Annotated in this window: 14 protein-coding genes; 6 read left to right on the plus strand and 8 right to left on the minus strand. The window is 46.3% G+C overall.

The window, feature by feature from the left end; translation table 11 throughout:
• Nucleotide 1: 1 nt before the first annotated feature.
• Both hpxO and uraH read right to left on the minus strand, forming a co-directional pair.
• On the minus strand, nt 2-1,171 hold the full coding sequence (gene hpxO / locus ACUM5Y_RS06645) for an FAD-dependent urate hydroxylase HpxO (protein ID WP_445976092.1): 1,170 nt from the start codon (nt 1,169-1,171) through the stop codon (nt 2-4).
• Nucleotides 1,172-1,478: 307 nt separating this feature from the next.
• Nucleotides 1,479-1,835 carry a hydroxyisourate hydrolase gene (gene uraH / locus ACUM5Y_RS06650; RefSeq protein ID WP_445976093.1) on the minus strand — a complete coding sequence of 119 codons (357 nt, stop codon included), beginning with the start codon at nt 1,833-1,835 and terminating at the stop codon, nt 1,479-1,481.
• Between the two features lie 244 nt (nt 1,836-2,079).
• Between uraH and puuE the strand changes: the two genes are divergently transcribed.
• Nucleotides 2,080-2,991 (plus strand): allantoinase PuuE, encoded by a 912-nt coding sequence (puuE, locus tag ACUM5Y_RS06655; protein WP_445976094.1) that lies wholly within the window; start codon nt 2,080-2,082, stop codon nt 2,989-2,991.
• Nucleotides 2,992-3,004: 13 nt separating this feature from the next.
• Complete coding sequence (gene uraD / locus ACUM5Y_RS06660; protein ID WP_445976095.1) at nt 3,005-3,532, plus strand: 2-oxo-4-hydroxy-4-carboxy-5-ureidoimidazoline decarboxylase; 528 nt, start codon at nt 3,005-3,007, stop codon at nt 3,530-3,532.
• 91 nt (nt 3,533-3,623) lie between these two features.
• Here uraD and ACUM5Y_RS06665 read toward each other — a convergent pair whose 3' ends face one another.
• The 5 genes from ACUM5Y_RS06665 to ACUM5Y_RS06685 all read right to left on the minus strand — a co-directional run bounded on the left by ACUM5Y_RS06665 (nt 3,624) and on the right by ACUM5Y_RS06685 (nt 7,794).
• Nucleotides 3,624-4,616 (minus strand): isopenicillin N synthase family dioxygenase, encoded by a 993-nt coding sequence (locus ACUM5Y_RS06665; protein ID WP_445976096.1) that lies wholly within the window; start codon nt 4,614-4,616, stop codon nt 3,624-3,626.
• 149 nt (nt 4,617-4,765) lie between these two features.
• Nucleotides 4,766-5,242, minus strand: a complete 477-nt coding sequence (locus ACUM5Y_RS06670) for a nucleoside deaminase (protein ID WP_445976097.1) — start codon at nt 5,240-5,242, stop codon at nt 4,766-4,768.
• A 6-nt stretch (nt 5,243-5,248) separates the two neighbouring features.
• Nucleotides 5,249-6,040, minus strand: coding sequence for an ABC transporter permease (locus ACUM5Y_RS06675; protein ID WP_445976098.1), 792 nt, complete (start codon nt 6,038-6,040; stop codon nt 5,249-5,251).
• On the minus strand, nt 6,018-6,806 hold the full coding sequence (locus ACUM5Y_RS06680) for an ABC transporter ATP-binding protein (RefSeq protein WP_445976099.1): 789 nt from the start codon (nt 6,804-6,806) through the stop codon (nt 6,018-6,020). The genes ACUM5Y_RS06675 and ACUM5Y_RS06680 overlap by 23 nt, the downstream gene beginning before the upstream one ends.
• Before the next feature lie 4 nt (nt 6,807-6,810).
• A complete protein-coding gene (locus ACUM5Y_RS06685; RefSeq protein ID WP_445976100.1) occupies nt 6,811-7,794 on the minus strand; it encodes an ABC transporter substrate-binding protein in 984 nt (327 codons plus the stop codon).
• A 436-nt stretch (nt 7,795-8,230) separates the two neighbouring features.
• On the opposite strand from ACUM5Y_RS06685, the gene ACUM5Y_RS06690 reads away from it, so the two are divergent.
• The 4 genes from ACUM5Y_RS06690 to xdhC all read left to right on the plus strand — a co-directional run bounded on the left by ACUM5Y_RS06690 (nt 8,231) and on the right by xdhC (nt 13,954).
• Nucleotides 8,231-9,118: a DMT family transporter gene (locus tag ACUM5Y_RS06690; RefSeq protein WP_445976101.1), complete on the plus strand. Its 888-nt coding sequence runs from the start codon at nt 8,231-8,233 to the stop codon at nt 9,116-9,118.
• A gap of 153 nt (nt 9,119-9,271) precedes the next feature.
• Nucleotides 9,272-10,768, plus strand: coding sequence for a xanthine dehydrogenase small subunit (xdhA, locus tag ACUM5Y_RS06695; protein ID WP_445976102.1), 1,497 nt, complete (start codon nt 9,272-9,274; stop codon nt 10,766-10,768).
• The gene (gene xdhB, locus ACUM5Y_RS06700) at nt 10,761-13,082 is read left to right on the plus strand and encodes a xanthine dehydrogenase molybdopterin binding subunit (RefSeq protein ID WP_445976103.1); all 2,322 of its coding nucleotides are present in this window, start codon (nt 10,761-10,763) and stop codon (nt 13,080-13,082) included. Before xdhA ends, xdhB begins: the two co-directional genes overlap by 8 nt.
• Nucleotides 13,079-13,954: a xanthine dehydrogenase accessory protein XdhC gene (gene xdhC / locus ACUM5Y_RS06705; RefSeq protein WP_445976104.1), complete on the plus strand. Its 876-nt coding sequence runs from the start codon at nt 13,079-13,081 to the stop codon at nt 13,952-13,954. Before xdhB ends, xdhC begins: the two co-directional genes overlap by 4 nt.
• A 56-nt stretch (nt 13,955-14,010) precedes the next feature.
• On the opposite strand, the gene ACUM5Y_RS06710 is transcribed toward xdhC, so the two are convergent.
• Nucleotides 14,011-14,496: a YHS domain-containing (seleno)protein gene (locus tag ACUM5Y_RS06710; protein WP_445976105.1), complete on the minus strand. Its 486-nt coding sequence runs from the start codon at nt 14,494-14,496 to the stop codon at nt 14,011-14,013.
• Nucleotides 14,497-14,645 lie beyond the last annotated feature (149 nt).

Genomic DNA, 14,645 nt, shown 5'->3' on the forward strand with positions numbered 1-14,645 from the left:
GTTAGCCTAACGGGCCACCTAAAATAGTGGTTTTTAACCCAGCAATGATGTTCTCGCCTGTTTCGAGTTTTAATTCATCATACCAGGCTTGGGTTTCCTGCATGTTTTCACCATGGGTCACTTCGCTTCGCTTACGGGCTTTCAGAACCAAGTCTTTAACACGGTCACGACGCTGCTCTTCATAATCTTTAAGAGCAGTTACTACGCTTTCATGGGTAAAGCTGGAAAGCTTGGCGAAACATTGTCCTAATACGACAGAGTCTTCCATTGCCGAACAGCCACCTTGACCAATATCTGGAGTGGTGCTGTGGGCAGAGTCTCCAAGTAAGGCAATGTTGCCTTTTACTAATGTAGGGAAGGGCTCAATGTCATGGATTTCAACTCGGTTGGTGGTTTGCGGGTTAATGCTATCAATCAACAACTGAACTTGGTCGGACCAGCCTTTAAAGTAGCCTTTTAAATCCTCTACCAAGGTATCGCGATTTTCTTCCAAACCTAACGGCAATGGTACATCAAAGAAGAAGTAAAACTGTCCGCCAGCGATTGGCATGATGGATACACGCTTGCCTTCGGCTACATAGGTTGTCCATTGTTCTGCAGGGGCAATATTAGTATCTATATCCACTAATCCATTCCAGTTTACATAGCCTGCATAACGACGCTCCACTTGATAACCTAAGACATGATTACGAATGATAGAGCGGCCACCATCGGCAGCTATCATAAAGTCACCCGTGGCGCTGGTGCCATCTGTGAAATAGGCGGTTACGCTATCTTCGGTCTGAGATACACGTTCTACACGCTTACCGAAGTGAATATTTTTTCGTCCCCAGAAAGCAATCATTTGGCTCTGTATTCCCGCTCGGGAAACAGGGCAAGGGCGTTCTCCCACCGCTTCCACCAAAGGCGCTAAGCTAAATTCCGTCATAGGAGTGCCTGAAATTCCATCATGGTACGCCATGCTCAGCATGGGGCCACCTAGGTCGTCCATGATGTGAGACATACCCAAATGGTTCATGCATTTCACACCATTTGACCAGATAGAAAGTGCCGCACCCACAGGCTTGATTTCTTTAACGGCTTCGAAAATTTCACACTCGATGCCTTGCTGTTTTAATGCGGCGGCCGCTGACATGCCGCCAATCCCTGCTCCTATGATTAATGCTTTCATGCTTAGCTCCTTACTCTTCATTCTTGACTGGTTACGATCAATTAAGATGGTTTGCGCGATTTGGTCATCGCTTTCATCTTGGTTAGTTCGCAAGATTTGTGCCATGAAACAATCGAAACATATTTTATTTATGTGAAACTATCGTTTCAGTAAATAAGAGGGTTAGCAGAGTCATAACAAAACGCCGCTTGTACCTTTCAAGGAAAAAAACTGAGTTATTGAGTTTTTTTGGTGCAAGCGGCGTAGGTTATGCTACATGATGGTGATTGATTTTCGTGCTTGTTAATCGGTTTACTTAGTTTGCCAATTAACTACCACGGTAGGTACTGTAAGAGTAGGGCGATACCAATAAAGGAATGTGGTAGTGGCTGCTTTCATCATTGATACCAAAACGAATTACCACTGTGTTTAGAAAGCCTGGCTCAGCTACTGAGATCCCTTGCTGGTCGAAGTATTTGTCTATGGCGAATTCCAGTTCATAAATGCCAGCTTTAAAGTCATCTTCAGCTAATAGTGGGGCATCACAGCGACCATCATCGTTGGAAAGAGTGCTGCAAATGAAGACTTTTTGACCATCTTGGGTGTATTTGAACAGCTGAATCTCGACTTCAGCGGCGGCAATGCCTTTTGTGGTATCTAGAATGTGCGTAGTTAAGTATCCCATTGTTTTTCCTCGATCATTTTCAAAATAATTAACGGTATTTGGTAATTCTAGCCTGTTTTTTGCAAGCTCTTTCCTTAGCTCTATTGTCAATTTAGAAACGTTTGTTTTAAAGTGATCAATAATTGTGCCAGTTGTTCCAATCTGTAAGTACCCCATGTATTGCATGCTAGCCGCTTAAGATTCTGCCTAGTACTTCTGAATACCGTGTGGGTGTTTGCTATGTTCATTTTGTTAGGAGTTAAAAATGTCTGGGTACCCAAGAGACTTGGTTGGTTATGGTTCTAACCCCCCTCATCCACAATGGCCGAATAAAGCCCGTGTTGCTTTACAGTTTGTACTAAATTACGAAGAAGGGGGAGAGAATTGTATTTTGCACGGGGACCCTGCTTCAGAAGCCTTTCTATCCGAGATGGTCGGAGCGGATGCTCGCACTGGCGTTCGTCACATGAGCATGGAGTCCATCTATGAATACGGTAGCCGCGCAGGTGTGTGGCGTATCCTGCAACTATTCAAGGAAATGGACATTCCTCTGACGATTTTTGCTGTGGCAATGGCTCTTGAAAGACACCCAGAGGTTGCCAAGGCCTTCCAGCAGGCCGGTCATGAAATATGCAGTCATGGCTACCGCTGGATTGATTATCAATATGTGGATGAAGCCACCGAACGCGAGCACATGGAAAAAGCCATTGAGATTATTCGCCGAGTGACAGGGGAAAGGCCTTTAGGCTGGTATACCGGCCGCACCAGTCCCAATACTCATAAACTGGTGGCGCAAGAAGGGGGATTTTTATACAACGCAGACGATTACAGCGACGATTTGCCCTTCTGGCAGGTGATAGAAGAAAAACCACAACTGATTATCCCTTATACACTGGATACTAATGATATGCGTTTTGCTGCAATGCAGGGCTTCAATACTGGTGAACATTTTTTCCAGTATTTAAAAGATGCATTTGATACCCTGTACGAAGAAGGCAAAGAAAGCCCTAAAATGATGTCGATTGGCTTGCATTGTCGCTTAATAGGGCGACCTGCACGTATCGCAGGGCTAAAACGCTTTTTAGAATATGTGAAGCAACATGATCAGGTTTGGTGTTGTCGACGCATTGATATTGCCCATCATTGGCGCGAACACTTTCCTTATAAAGAAGCCTAACTGGAAGCAGATTATGACGATGCATTTATCCTTTAGCACAATGACAGAAGAAGAGTTTATCGCTACTTTCGCGGATATTTATGAACATTCTGCATGGGTTGCAGAGCAACTGTGGCGCATGGTTTGTGAAAACCCTAAAGGTCATTTTGATGATATCCAAAGAATCAAACAGACCATGCACGATATTGTTGAGAAGAGCTCGGAAGAAGAGAAACTCATTTTACTCAGAGCGCACCCAGACCTTGCGGGCAAAGCGGCCTTAGCAGGGGAAATGACGGAGGCCTCAAAATCTGAACAATCAGGTGTTGGTTTAGATCAATGTTCTGAAGAAGAGCTGACACAGTTTCTACAACTCAATGATGCCTATCGTGAAAAGTTTGGATTTCCCTTTATTATGGCGGTAAAAGGTGCCAGTAAGGAGCAAATCTTGTCTGGTTTTTTGTCGAGAACTCCTAATGATGTGGCCACCGAGTTTGCAACCGCCATGGAACAAGTCCATAAAATTGCGGGCTTCCGTTTGGCGGCCTTAGCAGAAAGCTAGTGTCCAATTAGTCCAATAGGAATACCAAAAAGCACCAATGAGTTCGCCTCATTGGTGCTTTTTATTAAGAGGTACATGTGTAGCGAGAGAGTTATCGCTCTTTGTCCATGAAGTTTGCCTGAATACGCTGATTCAAGAAGTCTTCCGCACTGATCGGCTCATAACGCTTTTCAGGTCCTTGAATAATTTGCGATTTATTCGCTTGGCAGAAAAAAGCGACCGAATGGCGACTGCCACAGTACTCATCGATTTTTGGCTGACGTACTCGGTGCAAATTCGACACCAGTTTGTCATCACTCCAGCGCATCAACATATCACCGATGTTACAGGTCACCACGTTGGCTAAGGGTGGAATATTGGTCCAGCGTTTACTCTCAGCTTCTTTGCCTGGGCAAACCTGTAGACCACCGTGGCCGGGATGTTGGAACAATAGGGTGAGGCAATCAAAATCCGTGTGTGCTCCTGCTCGCCAGACATTACCCTGTTCGGTAACACCTTGCGTAGGGAAATAATGCAGCAGGCGTAAGGTACTTTGATAGTCACTGTTTTGTGGGTCGTGAGCCTTGCTGAAAAAGTCTCGATCAAAGCCGAGCTTGTCTGCAAAACAGGACAAAACCTTCATCCCTAATTGCCAGCAACGTTGTTCAAAGTATTCTGTGTTGGCTTGAAAGAATGGTAGAAGCTCCCGACTCGGCCATAGATTTTCCATGTGGTAACGGGTAATTTGAAAAGACTCTTTTTGATCTTTTGTGCCCGTGGATGGGCGAATTTGGCTGCGACTTTCCCAGCCAGCATTGACCCCTTTGGGGCGAGGGAATTGAGCTTTAGTCGCTTCTGGTAGCTCAAAAAAACGCTTTGCTTCACCAAAAGCTGAGGCTATTTCTTGTTCACTGATACCATGATTGGTCAGTTGGAAAAATCCAATCTGGGTGGCGGCTTGCCAGAGTTGTTCGCTAATTTCTTCGCGACGTTGCTCGAAATTGCTCATATCGATAAGTGGAATTTCGCGGTCATCGGCTTCGATGCCTGCGCCACCAAAAGTGGTTTCACGATTAAGTTCTTCCAGTGCATAGCTGTTGATCATAACTGCCTCCTAATAAATAAGTGCTTATTAAGGGGAGCAATGACCTAGTTTAAGCATTCGCTTAATACCTGCCAGCTTCTACTCCAGTTTTCATTGAGTGTTATCGCTTTTCTATTACCTCATATTTCCTAGGGGAAAATCAAGGTGTGTTACCACACACCTTGTTGTAACTCTGCTGCTTCATCTTCTAGACAAGGCCCAATCACTTCTACGTGGCGCTGACCAGAGTCAAATACCTGACGACAAGGCAGGGCAAGGGTTGGGTTTTCTGGATGATTTCCGGTTATTTGCTTTAAGCGGTCTTCACTCAAACCATACACAAGACGGCCTAAGCCCGCCCAATAAGCGGCCCCTGCGCACATGGCGCAAGGTTCTGCTGAAACATACATGGTGCATTTAGCCAAGAAGTCAGGACGATATTGCTTACTGGCTCGGGTCATGAGCTTGCGCTCAGCGTGGCCTGTCATGTCAAGATCTGGCAAATAACCATTTACTTGAGTCATCAGTACTTCCCCGTCTTGGTCCACCAAAAGGGCTGCGAAAGGGTGTATGCCTTGTTTCTTCGCCTCTTCTGCCAAAGCAAAGGATTGGCGTAATAGGGCTGTATCTTTTTCGTTTAGTGTCATGTTTTATCACTTCTTCTTAGGAAGGCTCCAAGGGAATAGCCACATTTGGATCCATTGAATGGATTTGAATAGCAGCAAGCTGATCACAGATAGGAAAATTAACCCAGCAAAGGCCTGTGGAATTTTAAAGAAAGAGGTGGAGAACTGAATGAAATAACCCAGACCTTGTTCCGCCGCCACAAACTCTGCTACCACGGCACCGATAATCGCGAGGGTAATGGATACTCGCAGGCCACTGAAGATGTGTGGGATTGCATAAGGAATACGAATTTGCCAGGTTTCGCGGTAGCGAGGCGCACGCAAAGATTGGCTTAACTCGATCATTTCTGGTGGCGTTTCCAACATCCCTGTGGTGGTGGATACCACGAGAGGGAAGAAAGTGATCAGACAGGTGATCAACACCCGTGATGGATCGTCCGTGCCCAGTAAAACAATAATCAAAGGTGCCACAGCTACCACCGGCGTGGACTGGATCACGATCAAGGCAGGGTAAAGCACACGGTTCATTAACTCAGAGCGCATCATGCCAATGGATAAAGGTAGGGCGATACAGATAGACAGAGCAAAGCCCATTAACGCAACCCTTAGTGTGGCCCAAAGGTGTCCCATCCAGCGGGAAAATTCCACATCGAAAAAGGCTGAAATAATCGCTGAAGGAGACGGTAAGATATAATTTGGCACCTTACCCACTTGGCAGATTAATTCCCAAAGAAGAACCAGACCGATAAAAAACAGCCCAGGTGCAAAGCGGTCCGCTTGTTCCACGATCCAAGGTCTAGTCTTGTACGTTTGGCTCATAGATATATCCTCTGATTAAATCCGTTAGTTCAGTAAAACGCTCTGACGTGATGGTTTTCTGTGAACGAGGGCGAGGTAGATCTACCTCTATTAAATCTAATACTGTGCCTGGGCGCTTGCTCATCACTAAGATTCGATCAGACAGCAACACGGCCTCGGTAATAGAGTGCGTAATAAAGAGCACGGTTTTTGGGTGATCACGCCAAATTTTTAATAGATCAAAACCAATTTGCTCACGGGTTAAGGCGTCCAGTGCAGAGAACGGCTCATCCATTAAGAGAATGTCTGGGTTCAACAGCAGGGCACGAACAATCCCCACCCTTTGTTGCATACCACCAGATAACTCGTCTGGCATCTTGTCGGCGAATTGGGTTAAGCCCGCCATTTCTAACAGTTCATTGGCGCGTTTTTCATCGGCACTGGTGTAGCTACCGTACTTATGTTTGAGTGGGAAAAGTACGTTTTTACGCACGGTTAACCAAGGCAATAAATTGGCTTTTTGGAAAACAATACCTACGTCGTCTCTAGGTTCTGTCACTTGGCGATCGAACACGGAAACCTTGCCTTGGCTAGGGATTAACAGCCCTGCCACCATACGCAATAGGGTAGATTTACCACAACCTGATGGGCCAACCACCGACACGAATTCGTGTCGGTGAATACCAAGGTCTATGTTCTGAACCACCATGGGGGCCTCTGGGCGTGGGTCAAATTTATGACCCACCCCTTCCATGCTGACATAAGCTGATTTGCTATTTTGATCCATGGAATTACTCCGCAAAGAATGCGCTGTTAACGGTGGTGGCAGGGTCTAGTGAGTCAAGACTCAAACCGTTGGCTTCAGCAACATAAGTCCAAGTCTTTTGAATGCGGTCTGACGTAAAGTGGCCAAAGCCGTCGGCTTTAGTGACATCGTTAAAGACTAAGTTAGTAATACTTTCAATTTGTGCTTGCGCTACTTTAGGGTCTACTTCAGGAACGATACTGTGGATCGCTTCGCCAGCTTTGTCTGGGTGCTCGTAGGTAAATTTAATGGCTTTCGCAAAAGCCTTAACAAAACGTTTCGCAACGTCAGGGCGCTCGCTCAAGAAACGCTCTGACGCCAACAAAGAAGAGCTGTAGAGAGATAAACCAGAATCCGACCATGGCATTTCGATGACTTCTTTACCTGTCTCAGCCGCTTGAGCTTTAAACAAAGCAGTATTCGTTACCCAAGCAATAATCGCATCCGTATGGCCTCTGATCAGCATAGGTGACAGGGCACCATTATCAGCCTTAACGAGATTAATCTCCTCTTCGGCTAGGCCATTTTGCTTAAGTACTAATGGCAAGAAGGCATTAGAAGAAGTGAAAGGAGAGGTTGCAACCTTCTTACCTTTCAAGTCTTTAATTGAGCTAATACCACTGTTGGCTAGGGTGAAGAAAGCATGAGGGGCTTGAGTAAAGTAAGGCAATACCGCGACAATTGGTACTTGCTCCTGGGCTCTTGCCGCCATTAGGGCACCAATATCAGAGCTACCTATATCAGACTGACCGGTAGCCATTTTGGTTAGTGCATCGGTAGAACCACGGCCACTGGCAATTTTGACTTCCAAATCTTCATCAGCAAAAAAACCTTCTTGGATACCTACATAGACAGGGGCTTTGTCGCCACCTGGTAGCCAGTCTAGCTGAAAGGTAACCTGATCGGCGGCCATAGCGGATGCACTGGCGATCATACTAGCAAGAACGGATAGACGAATGACTGCTTTCATTTTTTTCTCCAAACCCTGATTAATTTAAGTAACAAAAGATGCGATTGTTTCATCTGGTTTGTATTTAGCAACAATCGTTCCAACTTGTTGCACTTCTCTGATATGTTTTATAAGTCATTGTGTTTTATAGGGTTATTAATGGTTTTAGCCATAAAGCATGTAAAAAATAAGAAAATCCTAGTGATGCAGAAGGGGGCGGAAGGCTCTAATTGAGTGCTAAAACTGCACCCTCATGGTTTGAAAAATCGCCAAACTGGCCTTTAACGGTGCGCTTTTTAAATCCATATCACAGGCTTGGTTTACTGTCTTGTTTGAAACTAAGCCGTGCAGTGGGCCGAGTTTGTTATATGATGCTAGGAAACTTATTAATGAATGGCAGTAGCACAATGGACCACGGCTTGCGGCCTTGGTAGTGCGAGAATGGAATAACAAACCTATGACAACCAACACTCATGGTACAAATGAAGCCTTAAAAGGCTATATGTTTGCTCTTACAGCGGTACTGATTTGGACCGGCTTTATTTTAATTTCTCGTGCGGGGGCGCTGGCCTCATTAGCATTGCCCGATATGATGATGGTGCGCTTTGGCACAGCCTTTGTGATCTTCTCACCCTTTATTTGGCGTCACCGTAAGGACATCTTCCATTGGCGCATGATGGTACTGGGCTCTATCGGTGGCTTAGCCTATTCGTTTTCCGCTTTTTATGGCTTTCAATATGCCCCTGCGACCCATGGGGCATTGTTGCTGCCGGGCCTTATGCCCATCATGATCGCCGTGTTGGCCTACTTTTTAGCAGGGGAACGTCACAGCCCCCAAGCTTGGTGTGGTATAGGGATTAGCAGCTTGGGAATCTTGGCGCTATTGACCGAAACCTTATTATCCGATGCTTCTTATTTACAAGGGGACATCGGCTTTGTGATTGCCTGTGTTTTCTGGGGGATATTCACTGTGCTGCTGCGCCGTTGGAAGTTCTCTCCTTGGCACACCATGCTAGGGGTAATAAGTGCCACCACCTTGTTATTTGCCCCAGTTTATTTTGTCGCCTTGCCCAAAGCCTTTCACGAAGTCTCTACTAGCATGATTGCCTTGCAAGCCTTTTACCAAGCCATCATGGCCATCGCTGTGCAGTTTGTGTGTTATGGACGAGCTGTGCACATTTTGGGTGCAACTACCATGGGGGCCTTGATGGCATTGGTGCCTTTATTGGCCAGTGTCATGGCTGTGCCCTTGTTTGGTGAGCAAGTGACCTTGGGCTTAATCACTGCGTTAGTCTGTATTTTATTGGGAACCGTTGTCGGCAATATGTCGTTATTTCGCCGATAAATACAATTGAATTAATCAGTTAGTGTGAATTTTGATAGTAATGATCAAGCGCTAAACCTTTGACTCTTAGTGATTTTGTGTCCATTATTTAAAAATACTTGACCGATTGGCCAGATATTTGCATTTTAATTGGACTTGTACGAGGAGAGTGCTTTGAAATTCCTATTAAATGATACCCTGATTGAAGACAATAGCGTGGCCAGCGATTTTTCTGCCTTACGCTATTTACGTGAAAAATGTGGCCTGACAGGCACCAAAGAAGGCTGTGGTTCCGGTGATTGCGGTGCTTGTACTTTATTGGTGGGTCGCCTTGTGGATGGGGCGCTACAATACCAAACCATTAACTCATGTATTACCCCAGTGCAGTCTTTAGAGGCTTGCCATGTGGTATCTGTGGAACATCTTTCTCAGCAAGCCTCGTCACTGCATCCTGCCCAGCAAGCCATGGTTGATTGTCATGGTTCCCAGTGTGGCTTTTGTACCCCTGGTATCGTGTTATCCCTGACCAGCTTGTTTGAAGATAAACAAGGGTTAAAACAAGACATTGATCGTCAATCCGTATGTGATGCGATTTCAGGAAATCTTTGCCGTTGTACAGGCTACCGCCCAATTATTGAGGCCGGTCTGGCCATGGGGGATTTACCTTATGGGGCGCTACTGGCACAAAATGCTGATGTTAAACAGCAATTGTCAGAGTTCGCTGAACCTTCTTCTATTACAGGCAATTACAGCCAACCGCAAAATCTTGCCCAATTTATACAGGCCAGAACCGCCAGCCCAGAGGCGACTTTAGTCGCTGGCGCTACGGATTTGATGTTGGAAAATACTCAAGCTTACCGAGATTTTGATAACCTGATCGATGTCAGTCAAATTGCGGAAATGAAGGCCATTACGCAACAGGGTGATACGTTATCCATTGGCGCCGCAGTGACATACAGTGAATTGGAAAGCTTTTGCCAAGATCAATACGAACCTATTCATTTATTGTTAAGCCGTATCGCTTCTCGGCAAATACGTAATCGCGGAACGCTGGGTGGAAACGTGGCTAATGGCTCACCAATTGCCGATATGCCACCACTATTATTAGCGTTGGATGCGGACATTCAGTTACTGAAAACAGATGGCACAACGCGCATTGTTAACATCAATGAGTTTTATCTAGGTTACAAGTCTACTCAATTAATGGCTGATGAAGTGATTATCGACTTCCAGATCGCCCTTAGCAAACTGGCACAGTTCCAACGTTACTACAAAGTCTCAAAACGTATGGAAGATGATATTTCCAGCGTTATGTTGGCGGTTCGCTTCGAGATCGAAGATGACAAACTCATCGATGCCAGACTGGCCTTTGGTGGAATGGCGGCAACGCCTATACGAGCAGTAAACGCAGAACAGGCACTCAAGGGTCATACCATCGGTGATGAGCAAGCTTTATTAAATGCCCTACAAGCGGTGGCCTCTGAATTAACGCCCCTTAGCGATGTGCGAGCCAGCTCCGCCTACCGAATTGACATGGCACGAAACTTAATTCGCAAAGCTTGGTTAGAAGCCGCAGGCCATTCAGTTGTGACCTTTAGTGGTCATCAAGTTCCCGAAGACGTACTGGCCGTCCCAGCGCTGACAGGTAAAGGAGGGCAAGACCATGCGTAAATTACCACAGGATTACATCACCCAAGGTAAAGGTAAGGCTCTGCCGATTCATGAGTCGGCGGTCAAGCATGTGACTGGCGAAGCCGTTTACATAGACGATATGCCTGAATGGCCTAATGAATTACACATCGCGACGGGGCAATCCACTCATGCCCACGCCGACATCACCGCCATTAACCTTGATAAAGTGCGTGCTTACCCAGGGGTAGTGGATGTGATCGTACAAGGCGATATTCCGGGTGAAGTGGATGTATCACCGGTTCTAAGTGGTGACCTATTACTGGCGGGAGATTTCGTCCACTACATAGGTCAGCCGATTTTTGCTGTGGCGGCAACCAGTCTACGAGCTGCAAAACAAGCGGTGGCCTTAGCGGAAATCAGCTATCAGGCACGAGAAGCAACGCTAATTCCTCAGCAGTCCTTATCTCGTCAAGAGTTTGTATTGCCTACTCACACGATTCAATGTGGTGATGCCAGTGAAGCCATGGCAAGGGCGCCTTATAAAATCAAGTCGGATTTGTATATTAAAGGCCAAGAGCATTTCTATTTAGAAGGGCAGATCAGTGTGGCTGTCCCTAATGAAGATGGCGGTGTGTTGGTCTATGCCTCGTCTCAACACCCTGCCGAAGTGCAAAAGCTGGTGGCGAAAGTATTGGGCTTATCGGTTGCGCAAGTTCTTGTGGAAACTCGACGAATGGGTGGTGGTTTTGGGGGGAAAGAGTCTCAAGCCGCCGTGTTATCTTGTATGGCCGCAGTATTGGCAATTCGCAACCGTCGCGCTGTGAAATATCGCATGCCGCGACAAGACGATATGGTGCAAACGGGTAAGCGCCATGATTTTTGGAATCGCTACGAAGTAGGATTTTCTGAACAAGGTGAGATCATCAGTGCTGAATATGACATGGTCGGTAAGTGTGGTTGTACGGCGGACCTTTCCGATGGGGTGGTGGATAGAGCCATGTTCCATGCGGACAACGCTTACTATTTACCCAACGCCCGCATTAGTGGTTATCGTGGTAAAACCCATACGGTTTCCAATACGGCATTTCGTGGCTTTGGTGGCCCGAAAGGTGTGCTATTAGCGGAAACCGTGATGGAAGAAATTGCGCGAACAGTGGGCAAAGATCCTCTCGATATTCGTAAGCTAAATTGTTATCAGCAAAATAAAGACAAAACCCCTTATGGGCAAACGGTGGATGAAAATGTACTGCTGCAATTGATCGAAGAGTTAGAGGCCAGCTCGGATTATCGCGCTCGCCGTGAGGCAATTACGGCCTATAATCAAAGCAGCCCATTTGTGAAAAAAGGCCTTGCTTTAACCCCCGTGAAATTTGGCATTTCTTTTACGTCCAAACACCTTAATCAGGGGGGGGCTCTGGTGCATGTCTATACCGATGGTAGTGTGCACGTGAGTCATGGTGGCACCGAAATGGGCCAAGGGCTTTACACCAAGGTGGCTCAGATCGTTGCCAAAACCTTTGGTATTGATTATCAAAGAGTCAATGTCAGTGCCACTCGTACCGATAAAGTCCCAAATGCGTCACCGACAGCGGCGTCGGCGGGGACAGATTTGAACGGCATGGCGGCGCTAGATGCGGTGACCACTATTAAGAGCCGTTTGTGTGAGTTTGCTGTTGAGCACTTTGGCATTCGCCCAGAACAATTTTCGATCACGGACGATGTGGTGAGCGTAGGGGATGAGCAACTAAGCTTTCCTGAATTTGTAAAGCTCGCTTATTTCAATCGGGTGTCGTTATCTTCTACTGGTTTTTATAAAACCCCAAAAATTGGCTACGACCGTAAAGCGGCCAAAGGTCGACCTTTCTTGTATTACGCCAACGGTGCAGCGGTATCCGAGGTGATAGTGGATACTTTTACTGGGGAATATAAGGTCACTCAGGTGGATATTTTGCACGACGTGGGAGAATCCATTAACTCAGATATTGATATTGGCCAAATTGAAGGGGCTTTTGTGCAGGGCATGGGCTGGCTGACCAGCGAAGAATTATGTTGGGACGACCAAGGCCGCATCACCACTAACAGCCCAGCGAATTATAAGATTCCAACCTCGGCAGATGTGCCTGAAAAGCTTAAGGTAAAACTCTTTGATCGTGCCAATAGTGAAGAGTCTGTGTATCGCTCCAAAGCGGTAGGTGAGCCACCATTAATGCTGGGTATCTCAGTTTGGTGTGCGTTAAAAGATGCTTGTGCCAGTGTGTGTGATTATGAGTTTTCTCCGCCTTTAGCTGTGCCTGCCACCCCTGAAGCGGTTTATTACTCAATGCAGGCCGCCAAACAAGGAAAACGCCCATGATGTCTTCTATGAATTGGATTCAAGCGCTGGCGGATGTGGAGAAGAGCGGGCAAGCTTGGGTAATCGCCACTGTGATTGGGACGCAAGGCTCTGCTCCTCGGGAGTCTTCAAGTAAGATGATTATTACTCAGGAGCATAGCTTCGACACCATAGGTGGTGGACAACTGGAGTACGCGGTTTGTCAAAAAGCCCGTACCATGTTGCAAGAAGCCGATACGCCAAGCCATGTGATTGAACACTTTCCATTAGCCGCCAAGGGCAACCAGTGTTGTGGCGGCACGGTGAATGTGCTGCTGGAGTATTTTGCTGAACCGGCCACCAAGATTACTATCTTTGGTATGGGGCATGTAGCGACAACTCTAGTTAATGTGTTGGGTAACATGAAGGCGAAAGTGGCTTGGGTAGATAGCCGTTCCAATCTTGCTCAAGATCAACAATTGCAAGGCTTGCCATCAAATGTAACGCCATATTTGTACTCCAGTATGTTGGATCATGTGGAGCAAATGTCCAGTAACGAAATTGCTTTGATCATGACCCATGATCACAGTTTGGATTATCAATTGGTGGAGGCGTTATTGGATCGCAAAGATTGTCGATTTATCGGCCTGATCGGCTCTCAAACCAAGGCCATGCGGTTTCGTAAACGCTTGGTTAGCGCATCCTTTAGCAAAGAAGAAATTGACTTTGTGCAGTGCCCAGTGGGGTTACCAGAAGTTGCAGGCAAGCAACCTTTTGAAATAGCGATATCCATTGCGGCTAAGCTTATTCAAATCACTCAACAGGCACCAAAAGCGGCGAAAAAACGCAGTGGTCTGAGTTGGAAGCAAATCAATGCTTCATTACATGACGCTCAACAAGTCGTCCTTGAATAAAAAATTAGGCAGACAACCCCAAAGGTTTGTCTGCCTAAGAAAATCGGCTTAGGGAATTAGCCGTTTTTTGCTTGCGCTTCTTCTGGCGTTAAGCCTTTTAGCTCAGGCCAGTTTGTTTCTGCTGTCTTGATATTGCCCGGTACATCTCTTAACCAAGCTTTCTGTACGTCTTTATTTAGATTGAGATAAAGCTTGCCATCCACAACCTTCCAAGCGGTTGGGTCCACATCAAACTTAAGGTTCATCGCGGTACCCATGGCGCAGAATCCACCAAACTGTGGCGCATATTTTTCTTGGTTGGCTTTAAACAAATCACGATGTTCCGCCGAGACAAAATGATAAGTGGCGTTTTTATAGTTGGCGCTAAATTCAGCGCTACCAAGAACAGGCTTGCTCATGGTGAAATACGCCACGGTATCGTAGCCCTTAATGGCAAGATCATTAGCGTCGGCATTGATATCAATGTCTGCGGCAAAACCGATAGCACTGGCCATTAATGCTGTCGCTGCAAGGGTACTTTTTACGAGTTTATTCAGTCTCATGGTGTTTTCCTTTTGGTCTTGGATTTATTTGTAAGCCCTTAAGGTAAGTGGTGAAAGTCGATGAACTATTGGTTAAAGTCACTGACTAACAAGCTCCCTCAGGAATGAAACCAGTATAGGGATGGGCGGAATAAGAAAGGCCTCTAGGC

The sequence above is a fragment of the Marinomonas dokdonensis genome, assembly GCF_052747885.1.

Excerpts from the sequence above, each read along its gene's own strand:
- ACUM5Y_RS06685 (WP_445976100.1), bottom strand. The coding sequence starts at position 7,794 with ATGAAAGCAGTCATTCGTCTATCCGTTCTTGCTAGTATGATCGCCAGT.
- ACUM5Y_RS06665 (WP_445976096.1), bottom strand. The coding sequence starts at position 4,616 with ATGATCAACAGCTATGCACTGGAAGAACTTAATCGTGAAACCACTTTT.
- ACUM5Y_RS06670 (WP_445976097.1), bottom strand. The coding sequence starts at position 5,242 with ATGACACTAAACGAAAAAGATACAGCCCTATTACGCCAATCCTTTGCT.
- uraH (WP_445976093.1), bottom strand. The coding sequence starts at position 1,835 with ATGGGATACTTAACTACGCACATTCTAGATACCACAAAAGGCATTGCC.
- ACUM5Y_RS06680 (WP_445976099.1), bottom strand. The coding sequence starts at position 6,806 with ATGGATCAAAATAGCAAATCAGCTTATGTCAGCATGGAAGGGGTGGGT.
- ACUM5Y_RS06690 (WP_445976101.1), top strand. The coding sequence starts at position 8,231 with ATGACAACCAACACTCATGGTACAAATGAAGCCTTAAAAGGCTATATG.
- xdhB (WP_445976103.1), top strand. The coding sequence starts at position 10,761 with ATGCGTAAATTACCACAGGATTACATCACCCAAGGTAAAGGTAAGGCT.
- ACUM5Y_RS06710 (WP_445976105.1), bottom strand. The coding sequence starts at position 14,496 with ATGAGACTGAATAAACTCGTAAAAAGTACCCTTGCAGCGACAGCATTA.
- uraD (WP_445976095.1), top strand. The coding sequence starts at position 3,005 with ATGACGATGCATTTATCCTTTAGCACAATGACAGAAGAAGAGTTTATC.
- ACUM5Y_RS06675 (WP_445976098.1), bottom strand. The coding sequence starts at position 6,040 with ATGAGCCAAACGTACAAGACTAGACCTTGGATCGTGGAACAAGCGGAC.
- puuE (WP_445976094.1), top strand. The coding sequence starts at position 2,080 with ATGTCTGGGTACCCAAGAGACTTGGTTGGTTATGGTTCTAACCCCCCT.
- xdhC (WP_445976104.1), top strand. The coding sequence starts at position 13,079 with ATGATGTCTTCTATGAATTGGATTCAAGCGCTGGCGGATGTGGAGAAG.
- hpxO (WP_445976092.1), bottom strand. The coding sequence starts at position 1,171 with ATGAAAGCATTAATCATAGGAGCAGGGATTGGCGGCATGTCAGCGGCC.